The organism is Psychromicrobium ferritrahens, from assembly GCF_043789415.1.
Classification (GTDB): Bacteria; Actinomycetota; Actinomycetes; order Actinomycetales; family Micrococcaceae; genus Renibacterium.
On sequence record NZ_JBDLLW010000001.1, the window covers coordinates 1,385,049 to 1,409,874 of the forward strand.

At 62.0% G+C, this 24,826-nt stretch carries 20 protein-coding genes; 8 read left to right on the top strand and 12 right to left on the bottom strand.

From position 1 onward, the window contains the following. Positions 1 to 90: 90 nt before the first annotated feature. Both ABDK06_RS06425 and ABDK06_RS06430 read left to right on the top strand, forming a co-directional pair. A complete protein-coding gene (locus ABDK06_RS06425) occupies positions 91 to 1,869 on the top strand; it encodes an AMP-binding protein (RefSeq protein WP_394940094.1) in 1,779 nt (592 codons plus the stop codon). After that, positions 1,866 to 2,366 (top strand): MarR family winged helix-turn-helix transcriptional regulator, encoded by a 501-nt coding sequence (locus tag ABDK06_RS06430; protein WP_394940096.1) that lies wholly within the window; start codon positions 1,866 to 1,868, stop codon positions 2,364 to 2,366. The genes ABDK06_RS06425 and ABDK06_RS06430 overlap by 4 nt, the downstream gene beginning before the upstream one ends. Before the next feature lie 137 nt (positions 2,367 to 2,503). On the opposite strand, the gene ABDK06_RS06435 is transcribed toward ABDK06_RS06430, so the two are convergent. The 9 genes from ABDK06_RS06435 to purD form a co-directional block, all read right to left on the bottom strand. After that, positions 2,504 to 3,283 carry an enoyl-CoA hydratase gene (locus tag ABDK06_RS06435; RefSeq protein ID WP_394940098.1) on the bottom strand — a complete coding sequence of 260 codons (780 nt, stop codon included), beginning with the start codon at positions 3,281 to 3,283 and terminating at the stop codon, positions 2,504 to 2,506. Positions 3,284 to 3,321: 38 nt separating this feature from the next. Then, a complete protein-coding gene (mmsB, locus tag ABDK06_RS06440) occupies positions 3,322 to 4,215 on the bottom strand; it encodes a 3-hydroxyisobutyrate dehydrogenase (protein ID WP_394940100.1) in 894 nt (297 codons plus the stop codon). Between the two features lie 62 nt (positions 4,216 to 4,277). Then, a complete protein-coding gene (locus ABDK06_RS06445; RefSeq protein WP_394940102.1) occupies positions 4,278 to 5,366 on the bottom strand; it encodes an enoyl-CoA hydratase/isomerase family protein in 1,089 nt (362 codons plus the stop codon). Next, positions 5,367 to 6,866, bottom strand: a complete 1,500-nt coding sequence (locus tag ABDK06_RS06450; RefSeq protein ID WP_394940104.1) for a CoA-acylating methylmalonate-semialdehyde dehydrogenase — start codon at positions 6,864 to 6,866, stop codon at positions 5,367 to 5,369. Between the two features lie 306 nt (positions 6,867 to 7,172). Next, positions 7,173 to 8,609: a sugar porter family MFS transporter gene (locus tag ABDK06_RS06455; RefSeq protein ID WP_394940106.1), complete on the bottom strand. Its 1,437-nt coding sequence runs from the start codon at positions 8,607 to 8,609 to the stop codon at positions 7,173 to 7,175. Between the two features lie 58 nt (positions 8,610 to 8,667). Next, positions 8,668 to 9,993: an LssY C-terminal domain-containing protein gene (locus tag ABDK06_RS06460; protein ID WP_394940108.1), complete on the bottom strand. Its 1,326-nt coding sequence runs from the start codon at positions 9,991 to 9,993 to the stop codon at positions 8,668 to 8,670. A gap of 46 nt (positions 9,994 to 10,039) precedes the next feature. Beyond that, positions 10,040 to 10,648, bottom strand: coding sequence for a hypothetical protein (locus tag ABDK06_RS06465; RefSeq protein WP_394940110.1), 609 nt, complete (start codon positions 10,646 to 10,648; stop codon positions 10,040 to 10,042). Positions 10,649 to 10,712: 64 nt separating this feature from the next. Further along, positions 10,713 to 11,588 carry a phosphoribosylaminoimidazolesuccinocarboxamide synthase gene (locus ABDK06_RS06470; RefSeq protein ID WP_394940112.1) on the bottom strand — a complete coding sequence of 292 codons (876 nt, stop codon included), beginning with the start codon at positions 11,586 to 11,588 and terminating at the stop codon, positions 10,713 to 10,715. Next, positions 11,585 to 12,925 (bottom strand): phosphoribosylamine--glycine ligase, encoded by a 1,341-nt coding sequence (gene purD, locus ABDK06_RS06475; protein ID WP_394940114.1) that lies wholly within the window; start codon positions 12,923 to 12,925, stop codon positions 11,585 to 11,587. Before purD ends, ABDK06_RS06470 begins: the two co-directional genes overlap by 4 nt. A gap of 139 nt (positions 12,926 to 13,064) precedes the next feature. Here purD and ABDK06_RS06480 point away from each other — a divergent pair, with 139 nt between their 5' ends. The 5 genes from ABDK06_RS06480 to purM all read left to right on the top strand — a co-directional run bounded on the left by ABDK06_RS06480 (position 13,065) and on the right by purM (position 17,615). After that, a complete protein-coding gene (locus ABDK06_RS06480; RefSeq protein WP_394940116.1) occupies positions 13,065 to 14,069 on the top strand; it encodes an asparaginase in 1,005 nt (334 codons plus the stop codon). Positions 14,070 to 14,109: 40 nt separating this feature from the next. After that, positions 14,110 to 14,481 (top strand): sterol carrier family protein, encoded by a 372-nt coding sequence (locus ABDK06_RS06485; protein WP_394940118.1) that lies wholly within the window; start codon positions 14,110 to 14,112, stop codon positions 14,479 to 14,481. Positions 14,482 to 14,553: 72 nt separating this feature from the next. Beyond that, positions 14,554 to 14,877, top strand: coding sequence for a hypothetical protein (locus tag ABDK06_RS06490; RefSeq protein ID WP_394940120.1), 324 nt, complete (start codon positions 14,554 to 14,556; stop codon positions 14,875 to 14,877). 35 nt (positions 14,878 to 14,912) lie between these two features. Continuing rightward, positions 14,913 to 16,487, top strand: coding sequence for an amidophosphoribosyltransferase (gene purF, locus ABDK06_RS06495; protein WP_394940122.1), 1,575 nt, complete (start codon positions 14,913 to 14,915; stop codon positions 16,485 to 16,487). A 3-nt stretch (positions 16,488 to 16,490) separates the two neighbouring features. Next, a complete protein-coding gene (purM, locus tag ABDK06_RS06500) occupies positions 16,491 to 17,615 on the top strand; it encodes a phosphoribosylformylglycinamidine cyclo-ligase (RefSeq protein WP_394940124.1) in 1,125 nt (374 codons plus the stop codon). Between the two features lie 372 nt (positions 17,616 to 17,987). Here purM and ABDK06_RS06505 read toward each other — a convergent pair whose 3' ends face one another. Beyond that, positions 17,988 to 18,203: a DUF3073 domain-containing protein gene (locus tag ABDK06_RS06505; protein ID WP_394940126.1), complete on the bottom strand. Its 216-nt coding sequence runs from the start codon at positions 18,201 to 18,203 to the stop codon at positions 17,988 to 17,990. 255 nt (positions 18,204 to 18,458) lie between these two features. Between ABDK06_RS06505 and ABDK06_RS06510 the strand changes: the two genes are divergently transcribed. Further along, positions 18,459 to 20,264, top strand: a complete 1,806-nt coding sequence (locus ABDK06_RS06510; RefSeq protein ID WP_394940128.1) for a septum formation family protein — start codon at positions 18,459 to 18,461, stop codon at positions 20,262 to 20,264. Between the two features lie 68 nt (positions 20,265 to 20,332). Here the strand turns inward: ABDK06_RS06510 and clpB are convergent, their stop codons facing one another. Together clpB and ABDK06_RS06520 are read right to left on the bottom strand one after the other, a co-directional pair. Then, positions 20,333 to 22,957: an ATP-dependent chaperone ClpB gene (clpB, locus tag ABDK06_RS06515; RefSeq protein WP_394940130.1), complete on the bottom strand. Its 2,625-nt coding sequence runs from the start codon at positions 22,955 to 22,957 to the stop codon at positions 20,333 to 20,335. 109 nt (positions 22,958 to 23,066) lie between these two features. Further along, entirely contained in the window at positions 23,067 to 24,629 is a 1,563-nt protein-coding gene (locus tag ABDK06_RS06520; RefSeq protein ID WP_394940132.1) for a glycosyltransferase 87 family protein, read from the bottom strand. Positions 24,630 to 24,826 lie beyond the last annotated feature (197 nt).

The following is a 24,826-nucleotide window of genomic DNA, read 5'->3' on the forward strand; positions in this document are numbered from 1 at the left end:
GATATCCAAGTATATTGCAGAATAACTTCAGCCCGCTAAGACAATGCCATGAATCATGGCGAGGAGTTCAACCCCGGCGAGGAGCCAAGCATGACCGTCACCGATGACTTCCGAGCCGCTCGTGATCGCCTACTCGAACTCAGACTCGACTATCAGACCGCCCGCGAAGAGTTCCGCTGGCCACACTTCGAGGAATTCAACTTCGCCCTGGACTGGTTCGACTCCATCGCCACCGATCCGGCGACCTCGAACAGACCCGCCCTAGTGATTGTGGAGAAGGACGGAAGCGCACTCCGCCGCAGTTACTCCGAGCTCTCTAGGCGTTCCAGCCAAGTAGCGAACTGGCTGCGGGCTCAGGGGGCTCGCCGCGGCGACCGGATGATCCTGATGCTCGGCAATCAAGTAGAGCTCTGGGAGACCATGCTGGCCGGCATCAAACTCGGGCTGGTATTGATTCCCACCACACCCCAGATGGGGCCTGCGGACCTCGCCGACCGAGTGCAGCGTGGCGAGGCTCGCTGGGCGCTGGCCGCAGCGGCAGATCTCGCGAAATTCGCCACCGTGCCGGGAGATTATCGGCTGATCTCGGTCGGCGCGGAGTTTCAAGGGGCCTTGAGCTACTCCGGCTCCTCGGCCGCCGCGGAAGAGTTCCTCCCGGAGCAAGCGACACAAGGTTCTGAGACCCTGCTGCTCTACTTCACCTCGGGCACCACTTCCCAAGCCAAGCTGGTGGAACACACTCACACCTCTTATCCGGTAGGGCACCTTTCCACGATGTACTGGATAGGACTTGAACCCGGGGATGTTCACCTCAACGTTGCCTCCCCGGGTTGGGCAAAGCACGCCTGGTCGAACATCTTCACCCCGTGGATCGCCGAGGCCTGCGTCTTCATCTACAACTACGATCGCTTCGATGCCAAGGCCCTGATGGCACAGATGGACGCCGAAAGAGTGACCAGCTTCTGTGCGCCGCCCACCGTATGGCGACTGCTCATCCAGGCCGATCTGAGCCAGCTGAAGAACCCACCGCAGAAAGTGGTTTCGGCCGGTGAACCCCTCAACGCCGAGGTGATCGAGCAAGTTCGGCGGGCCTGGGGACAGACCATCCGTGACGGTTTTGGCCAGACCGAATCCACCGTGCAGATTGCCAACACCCCGGGGCAAGAAGTCACCATTGGCGCCATGGGACGTCCGCTTCCCGGTTATCACGCCGTGCTGGTCGATCCGCTGACCGGCGCGGAAGGCAACGAGGGCGAACTCTGCTTGCGGCTTGGCTCCTCAAACTCCTCGGATCCAGGCTCCGCCAGCCCGCGGAGCAGCCGATACGGCCGCCCGGTGGGACTGATGAAGGGCTACTACGGTGACGTCGAAAAGACCGACTACGCGTTCCGCGATGGTTACTACCACACCGGCGATATGGCCGAACGGGATGCCAGCGGCGTGATCACCTATATCGGCCGAGACGATGATGTCTTCAAGTCCAGCGACTACAAACTCAGCCCTTTCGAGCTCGAGAGCGTGTTAATCGAGCATCCAGCGGTGGCCGAGGCCGCCGTCGTCCCCTCTCCTGATCCGCTCAAACTCTCGGTGCCGAAGGCGTTCGTGGTGCTGGCTCCCGGCTATCCGCCGAGCGCGGAAACGGCGGAAGAGATCTTGCGCTATTGCCGTGAACAGCTGCCCCCTTTCAAGCGAATTCGTCGGCTGGAATTCTCCGAGCTGCCAAAGACGATCTCCGGAAAGATCCGTCGCGTTGAACTGCGCCGGAACGAAGCCTTGCGGCACAGCGATGCACCGCTGCCGGAGGGCTTCGGCGTCGAATATTCGGAAGCCGATTTCCCCGGTATCAAGGAAAGCCCCGGCCAAAGATGAACACACCGCTTTCCAGGGATCCGATCGCCGAGGCGCAGAGCAATTGGGAACGCCACGGCTGGGCCGAGGTGGCTTCGCCGATGGCTGCGATCACCGCGATCATGCGGACTCAGCAGATTCTGTTGCTCCGGATCGAAGCCGTGCTGAAGCCTTTCGGGCTGAAGTTCGCCCGCTATGAACTGCTCGCCCTGCTGAGCTTCTCCAAGCACGGCGCACTGCCAATGAACAAAGCCAGCGCACTGCTCCAAGTGCACCCCACCTCGGTGACGAACGCCGTCGACCGGCTAGAACGCGATGGCCTGGTGAAACGCTCACCACACCCCACCGATGGCCGGGCTACCCTGATCACGCTGAGCCCAGCGGGGAAGACCTTGGCCAAGCGGGCGACGGCTGCCCTCAACGAAGAGATCTTCAGCCAATCGGGCTTCGCAGACGACGATGTGCAGACCCTGATCAAGGTGCTGGCCCGTTTCCGCCAACGATCCGGAGACTTCTAAGCCCCGCTCTATTTCCAACTATCCCACTGAGTGGTGCCAGAGTTACAGAAGTGCACCGAGATCTACCTCAGCAGACACTTCAGCAACATTCAGTGGGATAGCTGGTTGCAAACAGAGGGGGCAGAGGCTGTGGAGGACTAGCGGTGCTTGAACTCCGGGGCGCGCTTCTCGACGAAGGCGGCCATCCCCTCTTTCTGATCCTCGGTGGCGAATACCGAGTGGAAGAGCCGCCGCTCGTAGGTGACACCCTGCACCAAACCCATTTCAAAGGCGGCGTTGACCGCTTCCTTAGCGATCATGGTGACGGGCTTCGATTTCGAAGCGATCACTTCCGCCGCCTTCAAAGCTTCGCTCACGACGTCGTCCGCCGGCACCACCCGGGCGACCAGGCCGGAGCGCTCAGCTTCTTCAGCGCCCATAAAGCGCCCGGTCAGAACCAGATCCATGGCCTTGGCCTTGCCCACCGCACGGGTGAGCCGCTGCGAGCCGCCCATTCCTGGCAGCACCCCGAGATTGATCTCCGGCTGGCCGAATTTGGCGTTCTCCCCGGCGATGATGAAATCGCACATCATCGCGAGCTCGCAGCCACCGCCCAGAGCGAAACCAGAAACCGCGGCGATCAGCGGGATCCGCAGCCGGGTCAGGTTCTCCCAGTTCCGGAACCAGTCCTGGGCGTACATCTGCATATAATCCTGCGAGGCCATCTCCTTGATATCAGCGCCCGCGGCGAAGGCCTTCGCAGAACCGGTGATCACCGCGGCGCCCACCTGCGGATCGGCGTCCAGCTCGGTGACCGCAGCGACCAGTTCGTCCATGGTCTGCTTGTTCAAGGCGTTGAGCGCCTCGGGGCGGTTCAGGGTGAGCAGAGCCACCCGGCCATGCCGTTCCAGCAGAATATTTTCGTAGCTCATTGCCATCCCTCTAGGTTGATCTGCGCCGGATTGATTTGCACGGGTTAATCCGCTGAGACTGAGTGTTCGCGGATCTCGGTGATGATGCCGGAGAAGTCCCTGCCCGCACCGCCGTCCTCAGCGAATCTTGCATAGATCTGCGAGGCCAGCGTTCCCAGTTCACCAGCTACTCCGGTGCTCTGCAAAGCCGCTACCGCGAGCCCCAGGTCCTTGGACATCAGCGCCCCGGCAAAACCCGGTTGATAATCACGGTTCGCCGGACTGCTCGGCACCGGCCCGGGCACCGGGCAGTTCGTGGTGACCGCCCAGCACTGTCCGGAGGCCGTGGAGATCACGTCGTACAGCGCCTGGTGTTCCAGTCCCAGTTTCTCGCCCAGCACGAAGGCTTCGCTGGCCGCGATCATGGTCACCCCGAGCAGCATGTTGTTGCAGATCTTCGCGGCCTGCCCGGCACCATTGCCACCGCAGTGCACGGCTCTTTTACCCATCACCTCGAGCAGCGGGCTGATGGTTTCGAACTCCTGGTCCGAGGCGCCGACCATAAAAGTCAGAGTGCCTGCTTCAGCACCCACCACTCCGCCGGAGACCGGCGCGTCAGCGGCTCGGTGACCGGCTTCGACGGCCAGCGCAGCAGCTGCGCGAGCCTCATCGACATTGATCGTGGAGCAATCCAGGAACAGGGTATTCGGATCCGCCGCCGCGAGCAGGCCCCCTCGGTAGGCATCCAGCAGATGCTTTCCGCTGGGGAACATGGTGAGCACCACTTCGGCTCCCGCGACGGCCTGCACTGCGGAGTCCGCGGTCGGCACTGCCAGGCCAGCCGCCGTTTCCAAGGCGGCCGGGACCACATCAAACCCCGTCACCTGGTGACCGGCTTTGACCAAGTTTGCCGCCATCGGCAGCCCCATGTGGCCGAGTCCTAAAAATCCGATCTTCATCGCCGTATCCCTTTCATGACTGGGCTTCTTCGCCCAGACCCAGTTCATCGATATTCACGTTCTCACTCGCCGAAGTAGCCAGCCACATCCCGCTCGCTGACCTCGGCCAGAGTGGCCGGCTGCCATTGCGGGTTCCTGTCCTTATCCACCACCTGGGCACGAATGCCCTCCCGCATATCGTGCGCGGCGGCGAGCCGGGTGCCCACCCGGTATTCCTGGTCGAGCACCTCCTCCAAACTGTCCAAGCGAGCCGCCCGGCGGATCGATTCCAGCGCCACCTTGACCGAGGTGGGCGACTTCGCTTCGATCACCGCGGCGTATTCATAGCCCGGATGATCCGCTCCGCCATTGCGCAACTCAGCCACGATCTGCTCCGCCGTTGCAGCGGCATAGGCCTGATCGATCCAGCTCTGCTGCTCGGCGAGCACGGAGGCCGGTGGCTGCTGAGCGAATCGAGGGACGACGTCGGCCGCAGCTTCGGTCTCCAGGGCTGCGGTGAGCTCAGGCAGCTTGGCGGCGGGCACGAAGTAATCGGCCAAGCCAAGGAAAATCGCGTCAGAGCCATCCAGATGCGCGCCAGTGAGCGCGGCGTGCACTCCGGTGCGTCCCGGAGAGCGGGAAAGCAGATAGGTTCCGCCGACGTCGGGAACGAAGCCGATGGTGGTCTCCGGCATCCCGCAACGGGTGCGTTCGGTGACCACGCGGACACTGCCGTGCGCCGAAACCCCGACGCCGCCGCCCAGCACCAAACCGTCCATCAAGGCGATATACGGCTTCGGGTAATTGTGAATCAAAGCGTTGAGCTTGTATTCGGTGCGCCAGAAACGCGCGGTTTTCTCGCCCGGGTTTTCGGCAGAAGCGTCTCCCTCGGCCTGGCCAGTGATATCCCGGTAGATCGCCACGATATCGCCGCCCGCGCAGAGCCCGCGTTCCCCGGCCCCCTGGATGAGCACCTGGGCCACGTCGTCGTCCTGCGCCCAGGCGGTGAGCCGTTCCAGCAGCCCGTCAACCATCGGCTCGGTCAGCGCGTTGACAGCCTTGGGCCGGTTCAACGTCACTACGCCGAGCGAACCGCGACGTTCAAAGAGCACCTGGTCTGTGCCGAAGGAAGGTGTACCCGAGGGGTCTGTGCCAGAGGAATCCGAAGACATTTAGCTGCCTTCCGGCATCACGAAGCTTGCGCCCTGCCGAACGCCGGAGGGCCAGCGGGTGGTGACAGTCTTGGTCTTGGTGTAGAAGCGGAAGGCATCCGCGCCGTGCTGGTTCAGGTCGCCGAAACCGGAGGCCTTCCAGCCGCCGAAGGTGTAGTAGGCGATCGGCACCGGGATCGGCACATTGATGCCGACCATGCCCACCTGGACCCGGCTGGCGAAGTCGCGGGCGGCGTCACCGTCCCGGGTGAAGATGGCCACCCCGTTGCCGAACTCGTGGTCGTTCGGCAGGCTCAGCGCCTCTTCGTAATCGGCGGCACGGGCCACGCAGAGCACCGGGCCAAATATTTCTTCTTGGTAGATCCGCATTGAGGTGGTGACGTTGTCGAAGAGTGAAGGGCCGCACCAGAAACCGTTTTCGTAGCCCTCCACGGTGTGCCCGCGCCCGTCGACCAGCAGGCTCGCGCCTTCATCGACCCCGGCTTGGATGTAGTCCTCAATGCGTTCTTTGGCCGAGGCAGCGACCACCGGGCCGAAGTCGGCGGTCGGATCCATGCTGGCACCGACCTTGAGGTCTTTGATTCGCTCTTGCAGTTTGGCCACCAGGGCATCTGCGGTCTGCTGACCGACCGGCACCGCGACCGAGATCGCCATGCAGCGTTCCCCCGCCGAGCCGTAGCCCGCTCCGATCAGGGCGTCCGCGGCCATACCCAGATCGGCGTCGGGCATGATGATCATGTGGTTCTTGGCCCCGCCGAAGCACTGCGCGCGCTTGCCGTGCGCGGCCGCCGTGGCGTAGATGTACTGCGCGATCGGTGTGGAGCCGACGAAGCCGATAGCCTTGACCCGGGGGTCTTCGAGCAGCCCGTCAACGGCTTCTTTATCGCCGTTGAGCACGTTGAATACGCCGTCCGGCAGCCCGGCTTCGGTGAGCAGCTCAGCGATCCGCAACGGCACCGAAGGGTCCCGTTCGGAGGGTTTGAGAATGAAGGCGTTGCCAGCGGCGAGCGCCGGTCCGGCCTTCCAGAGCGGGATCATTGCCGGGAAGTTGAAGGGGGTGATCCCCGCGACTACACCGAGCGGCTGGCGCAGGGAGTGCACGTCGATACCGGCCCCCACGCTGTCCGAGAACTCGCCTTTGAGCAGGTGCGGGGCGGCGGCGCAGAACTCCACCACCTCGATGCCGCGCTGGATGTCCCCTTTCGCATCGGGAAAGGTCTTACCGTGCTCACTGGAGAGCAGTTCGGCCAGTTCGTCGAGATTCTCATTGACCAGATCGACGAACTTGAGCAGGATGCGAGCCCTGCGCTGCGGATTGGTGGCAGCCCAGCCGAGCTGAGCCTGCTCGGAGTTGGCGATCACGGCGTCGATCTCGGCCTGGCCCGCCAGCGGCAATCTGGCCTGCACCTCACCGGTGCAGGGATTGAAGACGTCGCTGAACCGGCCCGAGCTGCCCGCAACATGTTTGCCACCGATGTAATGTGAAAGTTCACGCACCATTGCTTGAGGTCTCCTCTGCTGTGGCGTTACCTGCCTCGGAGTGAGCGGGCCTGCCTGCTTAGAAATATACTCGGACTTCCTAGTAATTTGCTAGGTCACCCAGCAGCTCCGGCGGCATTGGCTACGACACTGCCCGGTTAAGGAGAGAACCCCTGCCCACCGAATCTAGGTTTCAGTGGGCAGGGGTTAGCTTAGCCCAGTGAAACCCCGATTCAGCGGGGAGGGATTCGGCGCAGAATAGCGGCTCAGCACACTCAGCCGTGCAGAACCAATAATTCGGTGCCAGAAGCTGGTTCAAGCCGAGGCTCAGGCGGAAGCGGTCTTCTTCGGTTTCTTCACGAACAGCGTCTCGGCTTCCTCCAGTGACATGCCATTGGTCTCCGGAATCTTGAAGAACACGAAGACGAAGGACAGCAGCGCGAAAGCGGCGTAGATCCCATAGGTGACGCTGAGCGACATATTCGCCATCGCCGGGAAGCTCACGGTGATCACGAAGTTCGAGATCCACTGCGCCATGGCCGCGACGCCGAGTGCTTTGGCACGGATTCGGTTCGGGAAGATCTCGCCGAGCAGCACCCAGACCAGCGGGCCCCAGGAGACGCCGAAGGCGATCACGAAGACATTCGCCGCGACCAGGGCAATCGGCCCCCAGGCTCCGGTGAGCTGCACTTCACCATTGATCGTGGAGGCGGTACTGAAGGCCAAGGCCATGGTGCCCAGGCTGACCGCCATGCCGATGGAACCGGCCAGCAGAATAGGACGCCTGCCGAGGCGGTCGACCAGCAGGATGGCCACCACGGTCACCGCGACATTGGTCACCGAAGTGACCACGGAGATGAAAAGGGAATCGGATTCGTGGAACCCAACCGACTTCCACAGGGTGGTGGAGTAGTAGAAGATCACATTGATGCCGACGAACTGCTGGAACATCGATAGTGCGATGCCGATCCAGACAATCGGCAGCAGACCGAATCTTCCGCCGAAAAGCGTGGCTTTTTTAGCTTTGGCGTCCTCGGCGATAGCGCTGTGGATATCCTTGACGGCCTTGTCAACGTCGGCCTGCGGCCATAGCGCAGAGAAAACCTTGGTCGCTTCGGCTTCGCGACCCTTTTGCATCAGATAGCGCGGAGATTCCGGCAACCGCAGAGCCAGCAGGCCGTAGATCAGAGCGGGCAGTGCGCAAGCGATGAACATCCAGCGCCAGGCTTCAAGGCCGAACCAGAACTTCTCGGCGGCACCTCCGGCCACATTCGCAAAGACGGTATCGGAGAGCAGTGCGGCAAAAATACCCAGGGTGATCGCGAGCTGCTGCAAGGAAGCGAGCCTGCCGCGGATCAATTTAGGCGAGATCTCGGCAATATAAGCGGGCGCCACCACCGAGGCAATGCCGATGCCCAGGCCGCCGACGATTCGCCAGAGCACCAGATCCCAAACTTCGAAGGCTACCCCGGCACCGATCGAGGAGACAAAGAACAGCACGGCACCCAGCAACATGGTGACCCGGCGTCCCCAGCGATCCGCTACCGCTCCAGCTAGGTAAGCGCCAACGGCGGAACCCAGCAAAGCGGATGCCACAGCGAGGCCGGTCAAGGCACTGGAGAGGCCGAATCGCCCTTGGATAGCATCAACCGCTCCATTGACCACAGAGGAGTCGAAGCCAAAGAGGAACCCGCCCACCGCCGCAGAGATCGCCAATCCGATCACCTTGAGCTGGAGCTTTCTGTTCCCGCCGTCCTGAGCCATTCCTTTTCCGCCTCTCCGAGTATTCGTGCCCTCGACACTATAGCGCCAATAGCTGAACTCAGGCTCGGCGGTTGCGGGCGAAAGCCCTCGCTTTTTCGCTCGAGAGGGCGAGCACAGCGAAGATGTCCAGGGTGATGCCCAGCAGATTCGTACTCAGCGAGATCCGCTCACCCTGTGCCGTACTTGCCGCGGTAATAATGAGCGACAGCGCGGTGGCGGCCATCAAAGCGATCCTTGCCCAGTTGTGCCCGTGCCAGACAAAATATGCCACCGCAATCTGGAAAAGTGCCAGCAGACCCAAGGGGATCAGTGTGATGAGAGTCACTCCGGAGGAGAGCTGAGCGAGCTCTATCGGGTTATAACCAGCTTCCGCCAGCACCCTTTCCAGCTCATCTGAAGTCAGGAAGCTGACTCCGAGGATAATCGTGACGACGGCGGTGAACAGTCCGAAAAAAGCCCCGAAAATGGTGGGCAACGGCCGCTCGAGAGTTGGCACGTCGACGCTCGTGCCGGGGATGACGGCGCCCGAGGCGTGCAGCTCCGAGACTTCCTGAACCGCGATCTCGCGCACATTTACGATCGGCAGATCACCGTCGGTAGTGATCTCATCCCCGCCACCGTTACGTGAGTGATAGCCGGTGGAGAAATCTTCAATCACCTGCACGCTCACCGAGGGATCGACGGCACGCATGGTCTGCACGATATGGTCCCGCTCTTGATCGATATTCGCGTCGATCTTATGGGTAATCTGGAAGGTGAAGAGTGAAAGCCCAACGCTTCGGTCGAAGGTACCGGCGGCCAGCCAATCGGCTTGATGCCCGCCCGGGAGCAGCCAGCCATCCGGGCAGCGCCAGAACCGCACATGGTGCCGCTTGGCGGGGCTATCGGCGACTTCCTGCTGGAAGGCGAAGTCCTGCTGTCTGCCGAACAGCATCAGCGAGCTGACCGGGGCTTTCAGGTAGCTGCGCCCGGTGAGGGTGGCGATGACGATCCGCCAGCTGCTGAGCAGGGTGATCTCATCGGCTTTAGTCCAGCCTGCGGCGAGCATCGTGGTCTCCAGCTGTCGCTGCGAACCGCGAACCGCGAGGTTGATGGGGTCACCGAGCAACCCGTCAGCGGTACGGGAGCGTCCGATGAAATAATCCGGAACGTAGATATTGGTCAGGATCCGATGCAACCTGGGCAAGGCGACATAAGCGAGCACCGCCCAGAACGGCAGGGTCAGCCAGAGTCTCGACCAACCACCGCGCAGGCTCTCATCGAGCACCAACCAAGCGAGCCAGACCGAGGCCCCACCACTGAAAACGAAGAAAAGATTATCCACCAGGGAGTTGACCGACCAGCGCCGTCTCCTAGCGTGAATCATCTCGTGTGCTGCCGTCATCTCCCCAGCCTAGGGGTAATCGCTCTTCGCACTCAGAAACTCGGCTTCAGTCGCGCTGAACTCCACCGTCTTCAGGCTCAGCGAGAACAGGCTGCCAGGTTGACTCCAGGGAGTGAAGATCTTGCGCTGTGGCGATGATTTCCCGGGCGCCTTTGCTCGTCTGGTAAACCCGAACCTGCTGCCAACGCGAGCCAAAACTTCTTTGTTCTGCGGGCGTCAGCGGACGGGATGCTGGTTCATCAAGGACTTCGTACCAACTGACCGATCCCTCCGGCAGCTCACCCGTCGGGTTCGCGTGCTGGAAGCCAAAGCCGGTGGCGGCGGGAGTAATAACCCCGACCGCCCAACGTTCACTGAGTGAATCCTTCAGAGCATTGGGCGTCCGGACAGCACCCTGAAATTTGCCTTCACGAGCTAGCGCCAGCTGAGTCTTCTGGAGCCTTCGGAAGACGAAGTACCAGATAAGGGCCCAAGGAATGGCGGCGAACACCGCCTGAGCCAGAGCCACCAGGGGATGCTGACCACCCCCTAAACTCACCGTGAAATACACCAGAGCGAAGGCCAAGGCCAGCACCGCGGAGATCAGTAGAGGCCGTCGGATCAGGCGAGCCACCAGTGTTTGATATGCCGAGTTCGGCCGTGAGGGCTCAGTCATGGCACCTCAGATTCTCAGCCCGGGGTGTTCCTTCAGGGGGTTGCCTCATTGCGGCCCTCCACGCTTAGAAGCCCTGTCCGGTCAGTTTCTGATACGCCTCAACATAACGATCCCGGGTGCGTTCGACGACGTCGTTCGGCAGCTCAGGCGGAGTGCCTTGGCCATCCCAACCGGACGCCGCGGAGCGCAACCAGTCCCGCACGTACTGCTTGTCGAAGCTGGGCTGCGCTTGACCCGGTTGCCAGAGAGCGGCATCCCAGAACCGCGAAGAGTCTGGGGTGAGCACTTCATCTCCCAGCGTCACCACGCCGTCGGAATCCAGACCGAATTCCACCTTGGTATCGGCCAGGATGATGCCCCTCTGCCGGGCGATTTCTTCGGCCCGCTGATAGATTTTCAGGGTGCTTGAGCGCAAGGTCTCCGCGTGCTCTTGGCCCACCGCTGCTACCACTGCTGCGAAGTCAATGTTCTCGTCGTGCTCACCGACCTCGGCTTTCGCCGAAGGGGTGAAGATCGGCTCGGAGAGCCGGGATCCATCGCTGAGACCCTCGGGCAAGGGCAGTCCACAGACCGTCTGATTCGCCCGGTACTCGAGCAGCCCGGAGCCAGTGAGATAACCACGAACGATGCACTCCACCGGGAACATCTGCAAATTGCGGCAGATCATCGCTCTGCCCAGCACCGCTTCCGGCACGCCGTCCTGTACGGTACTGGCCAAAACGTGATGAGGAACTTCGAGCTGGCTGAACCACCAGAGACTCAGCTGGGTGAGGATCTTGCCCTTATCCGGGACCTCGGTGCTGAGCACTTGATCGAAAGCGCTGATCCGGTCACTGGCCACTACAAGAACTCGATCCTGCTCACCCGAGACCGGCAGATAAAGATCCCGAACCTTGCCGGAATAGCTGTGTTTCCAGCCTTCGAGTTCCAGGACGCTCATCGGGTCTCCTCTGCGGTTGATGACGCTGCTGAGCGGGAAGCGGCCTGCCGTGAAGCGTTCTGCTGGGGCAGCTCTACCTTGCCCCAAGCGGCTTTCGCCGCGATGTCTTGCCGGTACTGACCGCCTTCGAGTTGAATCAGCGCCATGCCGTCATAAGCGCGTTCGCGGGCTTCCACCAGATCCTCTCCCAAACCGACGACGGCGAGCACCCGTCCGCCGGCGCTGACCAGCTTCCCCTCCTCATCGAGAGCGGTGCCGGCGTGCAGCACGTGGACGCCGTCCAGTGCATTGGCTTTCTTAATACCCCTGATCCGATCGTTGGTCCGCGGAGTATCCGGGTAGTTCGCCGCGGCCAACACCACTGCGACGGCGGTCTCCGGCGTCCAGCGCAGGGTTTCCACCGATGCCAGCTGTCCTTTAGCGGCGGCCATCAGCAGTCCGCCCAGCGGAGTCCGCAGTCGGGCCAGCACGGCTTGAGTCTCAGGATCGCCGAACCGCGCGTTAAATTCGATCACGCGCAGCCCCCGGGAGGTGAGGGCGAGTCCGCAATAGAGCACTCCGACAAAGGGGGTTCCACGATGTGCCATTTCGTCGATAGTGGGTTGAGCGACCCGGGAGATTACTTCATCGACCAGGCCCTCAGGAGCCCAGGAGAGGGGCGAGTATGCCCCCATGCCTCCCGTATTGGGGCCTTCGTCCTCGTCGTGAATACGCTTGAAGTCCTGCGCCGGAGCCAGCGGAACCACTGTGCGGCCATCGGAGAGCACGAAGAGTGAGACTTCCGGGCCGTCGAGGAACTCCTCGATCACCACTTCCCCACCCGCTTCGAAGCAGCTCTGGGCATGGGCTAGAGCTTCCTCGCGATCATTCGTGACCACGACTCCCTTACCCGCGGCCAGACCGTCGTCCTTGACCACATAGGGCGCGCCGAAGGTGTCGAGGGCTTCCGCGGCTTCTCCGATATTTGAGGCGACTTTGGCCATCGCGGTAGGCACTCCCGCTCCGGCCATCACCTGCTTGGCGAAAGCCTTCGAGCCCTCTAGCGCGGCGGCCTCACGGCTAGGACCGAAGACCGGGAAGCCAGCCTCGCGCAAGCGGTCGGAGACTCCGGCCACCAGCGGCGCTTCCGGCCCGACCACGACCAGGTCGACGTCGAGCTTCCGCGCCAGCGCGGTCACTTCCTCGGGGTCGTTAGCATTCAGCTGATGGGTGGGCACCAGTGCGGCTATTCCCGCATTCCCCGGTGCGGCATGCACCTCGTGCACATAGGGATCAGCCAGCAGACCTCGGACAATGGCGTGTTCGCGGCCACCGGGGCCAATCACAAGAACCTTCACAACCACCAAGCCTACCGATCAATTCCAGCTATCCCACTGAGTGTTACCCAAGTGGCGGATGTTTCAGTCAAACCGTCTCATCAGCAACTCCAGCAACACTCAGTGGGACGGCTGGATTTGGAACTGCAATACTAAAGGCGTGGCACATACATTTTTGGCGCAGGACGCCGTGGAACTGGCCGTCGTCGAACGCAGTGGCTTCATTGAATCCCGGCATATCGGCTCCGCCGTGGTCACCGCCGCCGACGGTTCCGTGGTGACCAGCCTGGGCGATCCGAATGCCCCGATCTTCCCGCGTTCCACGCTCAAGCCTTTTCAGACGCTCGCCTCGATGCAGGCCGGAGCGCCGCTCCGCGGAGCCCAGGCGGCCATCGCGAGCGGCAGCCATATCGGCTCGCTAGAACATATGGACCTGGTCCGAGAAATGTTGCAGAAGGCAGGGCTCCAGGAGAGTGACCTGCTGTGCCCCGCCGCTTGGCCACAGGATTCCGAAGCCTACCGCTGGATGGTGCGCACCGAGCGTCAGAAGACGCCGCTCGCAATGAACTGCTCCGGCAAGCACGCGGCTTTCCTCTGGGCCTGCATCGAGAACGGCTGGGACCTCAAGAGCTATCTGGACCCCAAGCACCCCTTGCAGCAACTGGTGATCGCCGCCATCGAGGAGTACACCGGCGAGGCTCCGGTGCAACTGGGCATCGATGGCTGCGGGGCGCCCGTCGCCGCGATCTCGCTCACCGCACTGGCCCGGGGCTACGGCAAGCTGAGCCGCTCCCCGGGTGATAAGAACGCCAATGCCCGGGCCGCCACCATCGCCACCGCGATGGTGGACTACCCGTGGGCCGTGCACGGACGCGGAAAACCGAACAGCGTGGTGATGGAAGATCTCGGAATCTTGACCAAGGGCGGTGCCGAGGGCGTGCTAGCCCTCGGCACCCCGACCGGCGTCGGCGTCGCGGTCAAGATCCTGGACGGCAACGAACGGGCTTCGACGCTGGTGGCACTGACCCTGTTGGCGGCGTCGGGCGCCATCGACATCCCCGCTGTCGCCGGCGTACTGAATAAGGTGGTGGAACCGGTGACCGGTGGTGGCGGAGTGGTTGGCAGCCTCCGACTGGGCACCGCGGTTTCGGCGCTGCTCGGCTGAGAGAACTGGGCTGAGATGAGAACTGGGCTGAGATAGGGCTATGGTCGCCAAGCGCAGAGTAGCTGAAGCTGAGGGGCGGGCGGCGCTCGTGGCCTGGAGCTCGGGAGACCGCGCTCGGAATGTGACGGCGCTCGCCGTCAGGTTCTGCCTGGAGGAGATCACCGCTCGGGCCCCGGGGAACTCGGTCGAAGTGCGGGTTCCGCCGTTCGGCGTTACACAGTGCATCGAAGGACCCCGGCACACCCGTGGCACACCGCCCAATGTGGTGGAGACCGATGCCCAGACCTGGCTGGAACTGGTTCTGGGGCGGCAACAGTGGGATGAAGCGATCGAGCAGGGTGCCATGGCCGCTTCGGGGACGCGCACCAACCTCGCGGAGTTGCTGCCGCTTTTCAGCATTCCAGAGAGCTGATTCCGAGGACGTTCAGGGCGGGGATACCCGGGCGAGATGAGCGGCGGTGCTTTTGCCCGATACCCTAGAACCATGAGTGAAACCCCTCCGGCCCGGGAATCCCAGCCTGACGACGGCGAGATACTGAGCGTTTCGGTACGTCGCGCCCCTAAGTACGTCCCCTTCCTGGTCGCGGGCGGCGTGGTGGGTCTGGTGGTCACCGCGATTGTGGCCTTTGCCCTGAAAGACGACCAGTATGACAAGGGCACGATTTTCGGTTTCTTCCTGGTGCTGATCACCATGGTCGGAGTCGGTCTCGGAGGAATCACCGCACTGGTCTTCGACTTCATCGGTCGGCGCCGAGCACAACGCGCGATGATCGAGGAGACCTCGGAAGACGCCCCCGAGGACAACTAGCACTGCGCACCGCAAAAGTAGCTTAGAATGGCTTAGTGGCACGCGGCGATGGCAAACTTTCCCACGATCTTCTCACCGGCGAAAAAGGCCCCCAGGATGCATGTGGGGTCTTCGGGGTTTGGGCACCCGGCGAAGAAGTAGCGAAACTGACCTATTACGGTCTCTACGCTCTACAGCACCGCGGCCAGGAGTCCGCCGGCATTGCGACCAGCGACGGCCAGCGGATCAACGTCTACAAAGATATGGGGCTGGTTTCCCAGGTCTTTGACGAACCCACACTGAACACCCTGCTAGGGCATATGGCAGTGGGGCACTGCCGATACTCCACCACCGGTTCCTCCACCTGGGCCAACGCCCAGCCAACCCTCGGCGCTACCGCGGAGGGCACCGTCGCGCTCGCTCACAACGGCAATCTGACCAATACCGCAGAGCTGCTCGATCTGGTTCTGGAACGCTATGGTCGGCCCAAAACGGGCGAAATGGCGCAGGGCAACACCTCGGATACCGCTCTGGTCACCACCCTGCTGCAGGGCAGCGGCACGGACTCCCTGGAAGACACCGCGATGGACCTGCTGCCGCGGATCAAAGGGGCTTTCTGCTTCGTCTTCATGGATGAGAACACCCTCTATGCCGCCCGGGACTCTTACGGTGTGCGGCCCCTAGTGCTGGGCCGTCTGGAGCGCGGCTGGGTGGTCGCCTCGGAAAGCGCGGCGCTGGCTACCGTGGGTGCCAGTTTCATCCGCGAGATCGAGCCGGGAGAGTTCATCGCGATCGATGAGGACGGCGTCCGCTCGCAACGCTTTGCCCCCGCCCAAGCTGCTGGCTGCGTCTTCGAATACGTCTATCTTGCCCGGCCGGACGCCACCATCGCGGGCCGTTCGGTCTATGAATCCCGCGTTGAAATGGGCCGCCAGCTGGCCCGCGAGAACCAGTTCGAAGCGGATATTGTGATCCCGGTGCCGGAGTCCGGAACCCCCGCCGCTGTCGGTTACGCCGAGGAGTCTGGCATCCCCTTCGCCCACGGTTTCGTGAAGAACGCCTACGTCGGCCGGACCTTCATTCAACCCTCAGAGACGCTCCGCCAACTCGGCATCCGGCTCAAGCTCAACGCCCTGGAATCGGTGATCCGCGGCAAGCGGCTCGTGGTGGTCGACGATTCGATCGTTCGCGGCAACACGCAGCGCGCCGTGGTGCGGATGCTGCGCGAGGCCGGGGCGGCCGAAGTTCACGTCAAGATCTCCTCTCCTCCAGTGCGCTGGCCCTGCTTCTACGGCATCGACTTCGCCTCCCGCGCCGAGCTGATCGCCAACGGTGCGGCGATCGAGGAGATCACCAAGTCCATCGGCGCTGACTCACTCGCCTATATCTCCGAAGACGGCATGATCGATGCCACTCAACAGCCTCGGGAACGGCTCTGCACCGCCTGTTTCACTGGGCAGTACCCGATAGAGCTGCCTGCCGCAGACCGGCTGGGCAAGAATCTGCTGGAGCGCAACGACGCCAATGGCAGCCACCCCGGCGCGAACGGTTGCGAACCCGGGCCTGGCTCAGAGCTGGAAAAACTACTCAACGATGCTGAACCCCATCTGGAACGACATGGAGCGACTTAAAGTATGAGCGAATCGATCACCTACGCCAGTGCCGGGGTTGATGTAGAAGCCGGCGACAAAGCCGTCGAACTCATGAAGGAGGCGGTCAAAGCCACCCACGGACCACAGGTTCTGGGCGGCGTGGGAGGCTTCGCGGGTCTATACGACGTTTCGCAGTTGCTGCGCTTCCGTGAGCCCCTGTTGGCGACTTCCACCGATGGGGTGGGCACCAAGGTCGCGATCGCTCAGGCTATGGATATTCACCACACCATTGGCTATGACCTGGTCGGCATGGTGGTCGATGACATCGTAGTGGTTGGCGCGGAACCGCTCTATATGACCGACTACATCGCCTGCGGCAAAGTCGTCCCGGAGCGCATCGCCGATATTGTCCGTGGCATCGCCGCCGCTTGTCAGCAAGCTGGCACCGCCTTGATCGGCGGCGAAACCGCGGAGCACCCTGGGCTGCTGGGCGAACACGAGTACGACGTCGCCGGAGCCGCCAGCGGCGTGGTGGAGAAAAGCAAGCTGCTCGGCCCCGAGCGAGTACATGAAGGGGACGTCGTGATTGCAATGGCTTCCTCGGGCTTACACTCCAACGGCTACTCGCTGGTTCGCCGGGTCATCAACCACGCTGGCTGGGCCTTGGATCGGCAGGTCAGCGAGCTCGGCCGCACCCTGGGCGAGGAGCTATTGGAGCCCACCAGGGTCTACGCCGCGGATTGCCTCGATCTGGCCCGCACCTTCGACGTCGACGCCGAAAAGGCGGTGCACGGCTTCAGTCACGTTACCGGGGGCGGGCTGGCCGCCAACCTGGCTCGAGTGCTGCCCCAGGGACTCACCGCAACGATCGATCGGTCAAGCTGGGAGCTGCCCCCCATCTTCAAGCTGATCTCGGAACTGGGCAATGTGCCCCTACCGGATCTGGAACGTACCTTGAATCTGGGTGTCGGCATGGTCTCAATTGTCAGCGCGCAGGCTGCCGACGCGGCAGTGGCGCATTTGAATGATCGCGGCGTGCAGTCCTGGGTGATGGGCACCGTGGGGGCAACAGCCTCCGATACCGCAGCCAAGGACGGCCCTGATTACGTGCAGGGCGCCAAAGGGGTGGACGGCGGAGCGGTGCGGCTGACCAGCAGCTACGCCTGAGGCCTGCCACTCCGGTGCGGCAGCAACTCGCTGGCTCGTCGAACGGAGACTCTGATCAGCCAGGCCGGGTTTCAGTGGACCCCACCGCCGCCACCCAGCGAAACCCCTTTTCAGCGAGCTGGGCTGGCTGATTGATGAGGCTGGCTGATTGATGGGGCTGGCTGACTGATGAGTTGGCTGATGAGGCCGGGTGGCTGCGGAAAATGCCGAAGATCTGAGCACGACGCAATGCCGAGCCAGCCCGAAGGCTGCTCGGCATTGCGATGCTTGAGATCAAGTACTCTAAGGAGCGGACAAAGATAGGCCGGTGGTAAAGACGGCAGACCGTCTAATACCTGAACGCCGACCGTATAATGACCGACCGCTAGAGGACTAACCGATCTTGCGGTTATCCGCTTCGTCGTCCCCGAACTTGTCCTCGTACTCGGAGTAGTCCGGCTCGCCAGAATCATCCGAATAACGTTTGGAGGCAGAACTCGGAGCGTGCGAAAGCTCTCGTTCCAGTGCAGAGTAATCAGTGCTCGGGGAGTAGTACTTCATGTCCCGAGCCTGCTTAGTAGCTTTTGCCTTTTGACGGCCGCGCCCCATGGCGTGACCCCCTTTTGTACTTGTACCGGAGGTGGTCGCCCTGGCTGCGGGCGAGGCCCCGGATTATCGGTCAATTTGTCGTGTTACTAGATTACATGTTTAACGGCCTCAGACGTGAACTGTTCGGCGTCAAACCTCTTCAACACCGCTTCACACCTGCCCAGAACCCCGGAAATTCGGTAGAGTCACATTCTAAAGACTTTTCCAATCAACGCGATCAATGATTTACGCTAAATAATAGCCTTAATAATGAGTGTGACTACCAAGAAGGGTGTTGAGGGCTCGATGAGCGAAAACGAGAGCAATCCGGCGGGGGCCGGAGGAGCGAACGGCAATCAACCACCGGCTGACGCCAATCTTAATTTCCCCGAACCTTCCCTCGGCGAAGCAAAAATTAGCCCGGACGCAGCACAAAGCGCATCCCTCAATGAGGTTGAGGCAGAGGCCGCCAAAGTGGCAGCAGAAGCCGAGTCCACCGCCAACGAACCCTCCTGGCTCGATAAGGGTAAAGAATCCAGCGAATGGGATAGCGCATTCAGCGCACCGCCCGTAGCCCCGGCCAATCCGCAGCAGAGTGCACCGGCAGCTCCTTCAACCGCGTCGAACCCCGCTCAGCCAGCACCTTCTGCCGAGAATGAGTGGGGTGCGGACGAAGCCACTGCGCTGCGCACCAACTTCAATGAACCGCCAGTAGTCAACAACCCCTGGACTCGGGGCGAGAGCACCCCCGAAGCTGCGCCAGCTGCTGCCCCCTCACCCACTACGCCTTCAGCCCCGACCACGGCGCCCTCAAGCCCCGCACAGCCCCAGCACCAAGCTCCGGCCGCACCTCAGGCTGCACCGAGTGCACCGCAACAGCCGAGTGCACCGCAACAGCCCTCGGCACCTTCACCATGGGCGCCCCAGAACCAGCAGGCGCCGGGCCAGCATAACGCCTTCGGACAGAGCGCCAGTTCGGGCCAGGCCAACGGTCCAGCTCAGGCCAACGGTCCAGCTCAGGCCAACGGTCCAGCTCAGGCCAACAGTCCTGGCCAGAGCAGCGCTCAGGGTCCCGGTCATCCAACCCAGCAATTCGGTCAAGCGCCCTCCTACGGCCAACCGAATCCGGCAAACCCGGCCACATCTCCGAATCGGCCGAACCCCTATGCGGCTCCTGGAGTCAGTAACACCCAGGGCGTACCGCAACCGGGCGGCTCCCAAGCTGCTTACAATAACGCCCCTAACCAGCCCTATGGAGCGCCAGGCACCCCGGGGCAACCGGCCGCACCGGGTTATGGTCAGCCGGTCGTCAACAACAATCCCTACGGTCAGCCGCAAGGTCCCGGAGCTGGCGGTCCGCAAGGGGCTCCGCCCGCCTGGAATCAGCCTCGCTCTCCGCAGGGCCCGGGTGGCCCTCAGGGGCCGGTCGGCCCGCAAAACCCCTACGGTGTTCCCGGCGGCCCCCAGGGACCAGGTGGTCCTTTCGGCCCCGGCCCGCAGGCGCCAAAGAACAACAATAAGCTCTGGATCTTCATCGGCGGCGGAGTTGTTCTGCTCGCCCTGATCATTCTGGTGATCGTGCTGATCGTCAATTTGATCAGCGGCAGCAATAAGACTCCCGTCGGCGACCCGAGTGATGATCCGATCGCAACCCAGACCGATTCTCCAACGCAGCCGGATAATCCCACCCCCTCGAGTGAGCCCACTCCTTCCGCGGCGGATGGCCTGATCCAAGCCAATGTCAAGCCGACTTCGTGGATCAAAGGCGACTGCATCAAAGGCTACGTGGATATCAATACCCGGGCAGATATCGTCACTTGTACCACCCCGCACAGCGCTCAGCTGATCAACACTTACAGCTACCCAGCCTCGGCCGCGTTCCCCGGAAAAGATGCGCTGAGAACCAAGGGCAACGAGGTGTGCGACGCCGTGCCCCTGATCAGCTCAGCGGACGCCGCCGGGGTCAAGGAGCAGTTCGCTTACCCGACGGAAGGCACCTGGGCCAGCGGCGATCGGCTGATTCAGTGCATCGCCTACGTCTCGAGCAAGCAAGACACGCTGAAGCAAGATCTGAGAAAGTAACCTGTCAAGGCAAAAGGGAGGGCCGGAACCTGTCGGTGCGGGCCCTCCCTTGCTCACTCAGCAGATAATCAGGCTTTGCGTACCGTCAATCCCGGAGCGGCCGGGGTAGCGTCCTGCAGTTCATCGACATCGGCGGCGGTGTCCACCAGCACAGCGTCCCCATCCGCGATCTCCCCCGAGAGCAATCCCCTGGCCAGGCGGTCTCCAATTTCGCGCTGCACCAGGCGGCGCAGCGGCCGAGCACCATAGGCCGGGTCGTAGCCGGTCATCGCCAGCCAGGCCCGCGCGCCGTCGGTCACCTCAAGGCTCAGCCTGCGCTCCTGGAGCCGTGCGGCGAGTTTCTGGACCTGCAGGTCAACGATTCTCGAAAGCTCCGTGACGCTCAACGCGTCGAACATCACCACATCGTCCAAGCGGTTCAAGAACTCCGGTTTGAAGGAGGCATTGACCACCGCCATCACCGAATCACGTTTCTGCGCCTCATCCAGCAAAGGATCGACGAGGAACTGCGAGCCGAGGTTCGAGGTGAGCACCAGGATCACATTGCGGAAGTCCACGGTGCGGCCCTGGCCGTCGGTGAGCCGTCCGTCGTCGAGAACTTGCAAGAGGATGTCGAAGACCTCGGGGTGTGCCTTCTCCACTTCGTCCAGCAGCACCACAGAGTAGGGCCGACGCCGGACCGCTTCGGTCAACTGTCCACCCTCCTCGTAGCCCACATAGCCGGGAGGAGCTCCGACCAGTCGGGAGACCGCGTGCTTCTCGGCGTATTCACTCATATCGATCCGGACCATTGCCCGCTCATCATCGAAGAGGAAGTCCGCGAGCGCCTTCGCCAACTCGGTCTTCCCGACGCCGGTAGGTCCCAGGAAGAGGAAAGAGCCAGTCGGGCGGTCCGGATCAGAGATTCCAGCTCGTGCCCGACGAACCGCGTCAGACACCGTGGCGACCGCTTTGGCCTGACCAATCAGCCGAGAACCTAGCACTTGCTCCATATTGAGCAGCTTCTGGCTTTCACCCTGCAGCATCCTGCCCGCAGGGATGCCGGTCCAGGCCGAGATGACCTCGGCGATATCGTCGGCGGTCACTTCCTCGGCCACCATGAGTTCCGGCTTCGTCGCTCCGACGAGAGACTCCTCGGCTTTCTGGGCTTCGGTTAGCTCGCTCTCCAAGCCGGGGATCTCCCCATAGAGAATCCGCGAAGCCTGCTCCAGATCGCCTTCGCGCTGGGCTTTCTCGGCGACCGAGCGAAGCTCATCGAGCTTGGCTTTGAGCTCACCCACTCGGTTCAGTCCGGCCTTTTCGGACTCCCAGCGAGCGTTCAGCGCTGCCAGCTCTTCCTTCTTATCCGCCATATCAGCGCGGAGAGCTTCCAGGCGTTCCAGCGAGGCGGCGTCCGTTTCGCTCTCCAGAGCGAGCTCTTCCATGGTCAGCCGGTCCACCGCACGGCGCAACTGGTCGATCTCTTCCGGCGCGGAGTCGATCTCCATCCGCAGCCTGGAGGCGGCTTCGTCCACCAGATCGATCGCCTTGTCCGGCAGCTGACGCCCCGAGATATAGCGATTCGACAAGGACGCCGCAGCCACCAGTGCGGAATCCGCAATGGCTACTTTGTGGTGTGCTTCGTAACGCTCCTTGAGCCCACGCAGGATGCCGATCGTGTCGTCCACGCTGGGTTCCCCGACGTACACCTGCTGGAAACGACGTTCTAAAGCCGGGTCCTTCTCGATGTGCTCCCGGTACTCGTCCAGCGTGGTCGCACCGATCAGCCGCAGTTCGCCACGGGCCAGCATCGGCTTGAGCATATTGCCGGCGTCCATCGCACCTTCGGAGGCACCGGCGCCGACCACGGTGTGAATCTCATCGATGAAGGTGACGATCTGGCCGTCCGAGTTCTTGATCTCCTCGAGCACAGCTTTGAGGCGTTCCTCGAATTCTCCTCGGTATTTCGCACCGGCCACCATGGCCCCGAGGTCAAGGCTGATCAAGGATTTACCGCGCAGACTCTCCGGCACGTCACCAGCCACCATGCGTTGTGCTAAACCCTCAACCACCGCGGTCTTGCCCACACCGGGTTCACCGATCAGCACCGGGTTGTTCTTAGTGCGCCGGGAGAGCACCTGGACCAGCCGGCGGATCTCGGAATCCCGTCCGATCACCGGATCGAGTTTTCCGGCCCGCGCCACCGCGGTGAGGTCCAGGCCGTATTTCTCCAGAGCCTGGAAAGTGTTCTCCGGGTCAGCGGAGTCGACTTTCCGGTCTCCCCGCACCCCGGGAAGGGCGGCCCGCAAGGCTTCCACCGAGGCTCCTGACTCACGCAGGATGCGGGCGACGTCGTCCGTCCCGGCGGCTAAGCCGATCAGCAGGTGCTCGGTGGAGATATAGGTATCCCCGAGGGATTGCGCCTCTTGCTCCGCGGCTTGAATCGCCTGCAGCCCGGCGCGGGAGAACTGGGCCTGCGCAACGGTGCTACCAGAACTCGCAGGAAGCGCCTTGATCGCCGCCGAGGCCTGCACACTGAGCGCATCCGGTGCAACTCCAGCCGCCTTGAGCAATGCGACCGCGACTCCCTCGCGCTGGTCCATCAGGGCCTTGAGTAGATGAGCGGGTTCCACCTGGGGATTCCCCGCAGTGGAGGCGTTCATCGCGGCCGCTGAGAGCGCCTCTTGGGTTTTGGTGGTGAATTTGGTGTCCAACTAAGCTGCACTCCTTCGCTGCGTAAATGGCAATCTCTAAGGTTGAGTCTACTACGCTCAACTTAGAATTGTTCTTGACAGCGGCCCCGTTTGCCCAGGGCGAAATCCTTTAGCCCTGCCGGTCTTCCCTTACCGTAGGCCGCTCTTCTCGCTTCTCCGCACGCCTTGCCCTGAAATAGAGAATTCCACCCAACAGCGCCAATAACAAGCCCGCGAAGCCGACCAAGTTCAGGATCCAACCAAGATCGATGCCCCATTGGCTATTGCCCTTCGAGGTGATCAGCATCAGCGATGCCAACGCAGCAAAGAGACCGATCAAGATCAGTCTGCTACCGAGGATTTTGCTGGTGAGCCGCCTGACCGCCGCACCATGGGCGGACTGGCCGGTCGCAGACTCGGGACTCCCCCCTGAAACGGCCTTAAAAAAGCCCTGCACAGAGAGCGTACCCTGCTGGATGGCAGTCTTCGGATTCTCCCAGAACACCACAAACCACCAGATCAGGGTTGCAATGCCCCAGAAGACTCCTACGCTCGACGCCATCAACCACACTGTGGGGATCTGCGAACCGAGATCGGTCGCACCCAAAGCTGTTCCGATGGTCTTCGGAGAGTAGAGGAAAATCGGCACGGCAAGAATCAATAGCGCATAACCCACCGCTCGCAAGCCTTTGCGACCCTTCGGCATCACCCTCAGGTTGAATGCCAGCACAGCCATAATGACGGCGATCCAGACCCAGTGATGCGACCAGGTAATAGGAGAAATCAGCAGCATCAAGAGCACCGTCATCGCTAGTCCGGTGGTCAGCTGACCTTGACGTTTAGCTGACCACACCGCCCAACCGGTCAGCACGGTGAGCACCAGCGAAAGTGCCAGCCAGGGCAGGTTCACCGCAAAGTCAGGGCCCATGAAGTGCAGAATGGCGCCCTTGATGGACAAATTGTCAACGTACCCCGCGCCGCCGATCCTCGAGGTGTCCGGCAGTAGGTGGAACCAGTAAGCAACCGATTCCTTAGGCATCAGCAGGAAGCCGAGGAGCACAGTGCCCAAGAATCCCAAGGCCATATTGCGCAGGGCGCGCCAGTTCCCGGTGCAGAGGAAATAAAGTCCAAGGACGAGAGGGGTCAATTTGATCCCGGCAGCGATTCCTACCAGAACACCAGTGGGCCAGCGCTTGGACTTGATCAGATAGTCCGCCATAATCATGCCGAGCAGCAGGATATTGATCTGACCGAACGCGGTAGTTTCCCGCCATGGGCCGAGCGCCACGATGAATCCAGCGGCGACAATGGTCAGCGGACGCAGCCAGGGGTGCAGAAGCACTGCGCCCACGTTCTTGGTCTGGAAAACAAACCGCACACTGTAGAGCGCGGTGAGTCCGGCGATCAGCATCGAAAGCGTGGTGAAAATCGTCAAACCGGCGCTCAGCCCGAAGAGCGCCAGAATCGAGAAAAACAAAGCCGAAAAAGGGGAATAGGTAAAAAGAAGGTCGTTGTAGACCTTGGTGTAAAGTTCACCCGCACCATCCAGAACACTCTGGCCTCCGCTGATATAAACCCCGAAATCGAGGCCGAAGATCGGCGCCATCCAGAATGCCCAATAGACCAGCAAAGCGGCTACTACCAGGGCCAATAACGTTACGATGCTCTGAGCAAGCGGGCTGCGGAGGGTCACGATCCAGAATTCTTCCGTTGAGATACTCCAGCGGCTGGAGTGATGAGATCATCTCAGTTTACGGGACTGACTATAGAGCCAGCCCTTAAGCCCCCTTCGAGTGATGGAACTCCCTTAAAATCCACCCAGATCGACCCTGTCTGGCAGTTCTCCGGTAATTCTCAGTTAATTCACTGGGCAGCCTTCAGGCCCTCTTC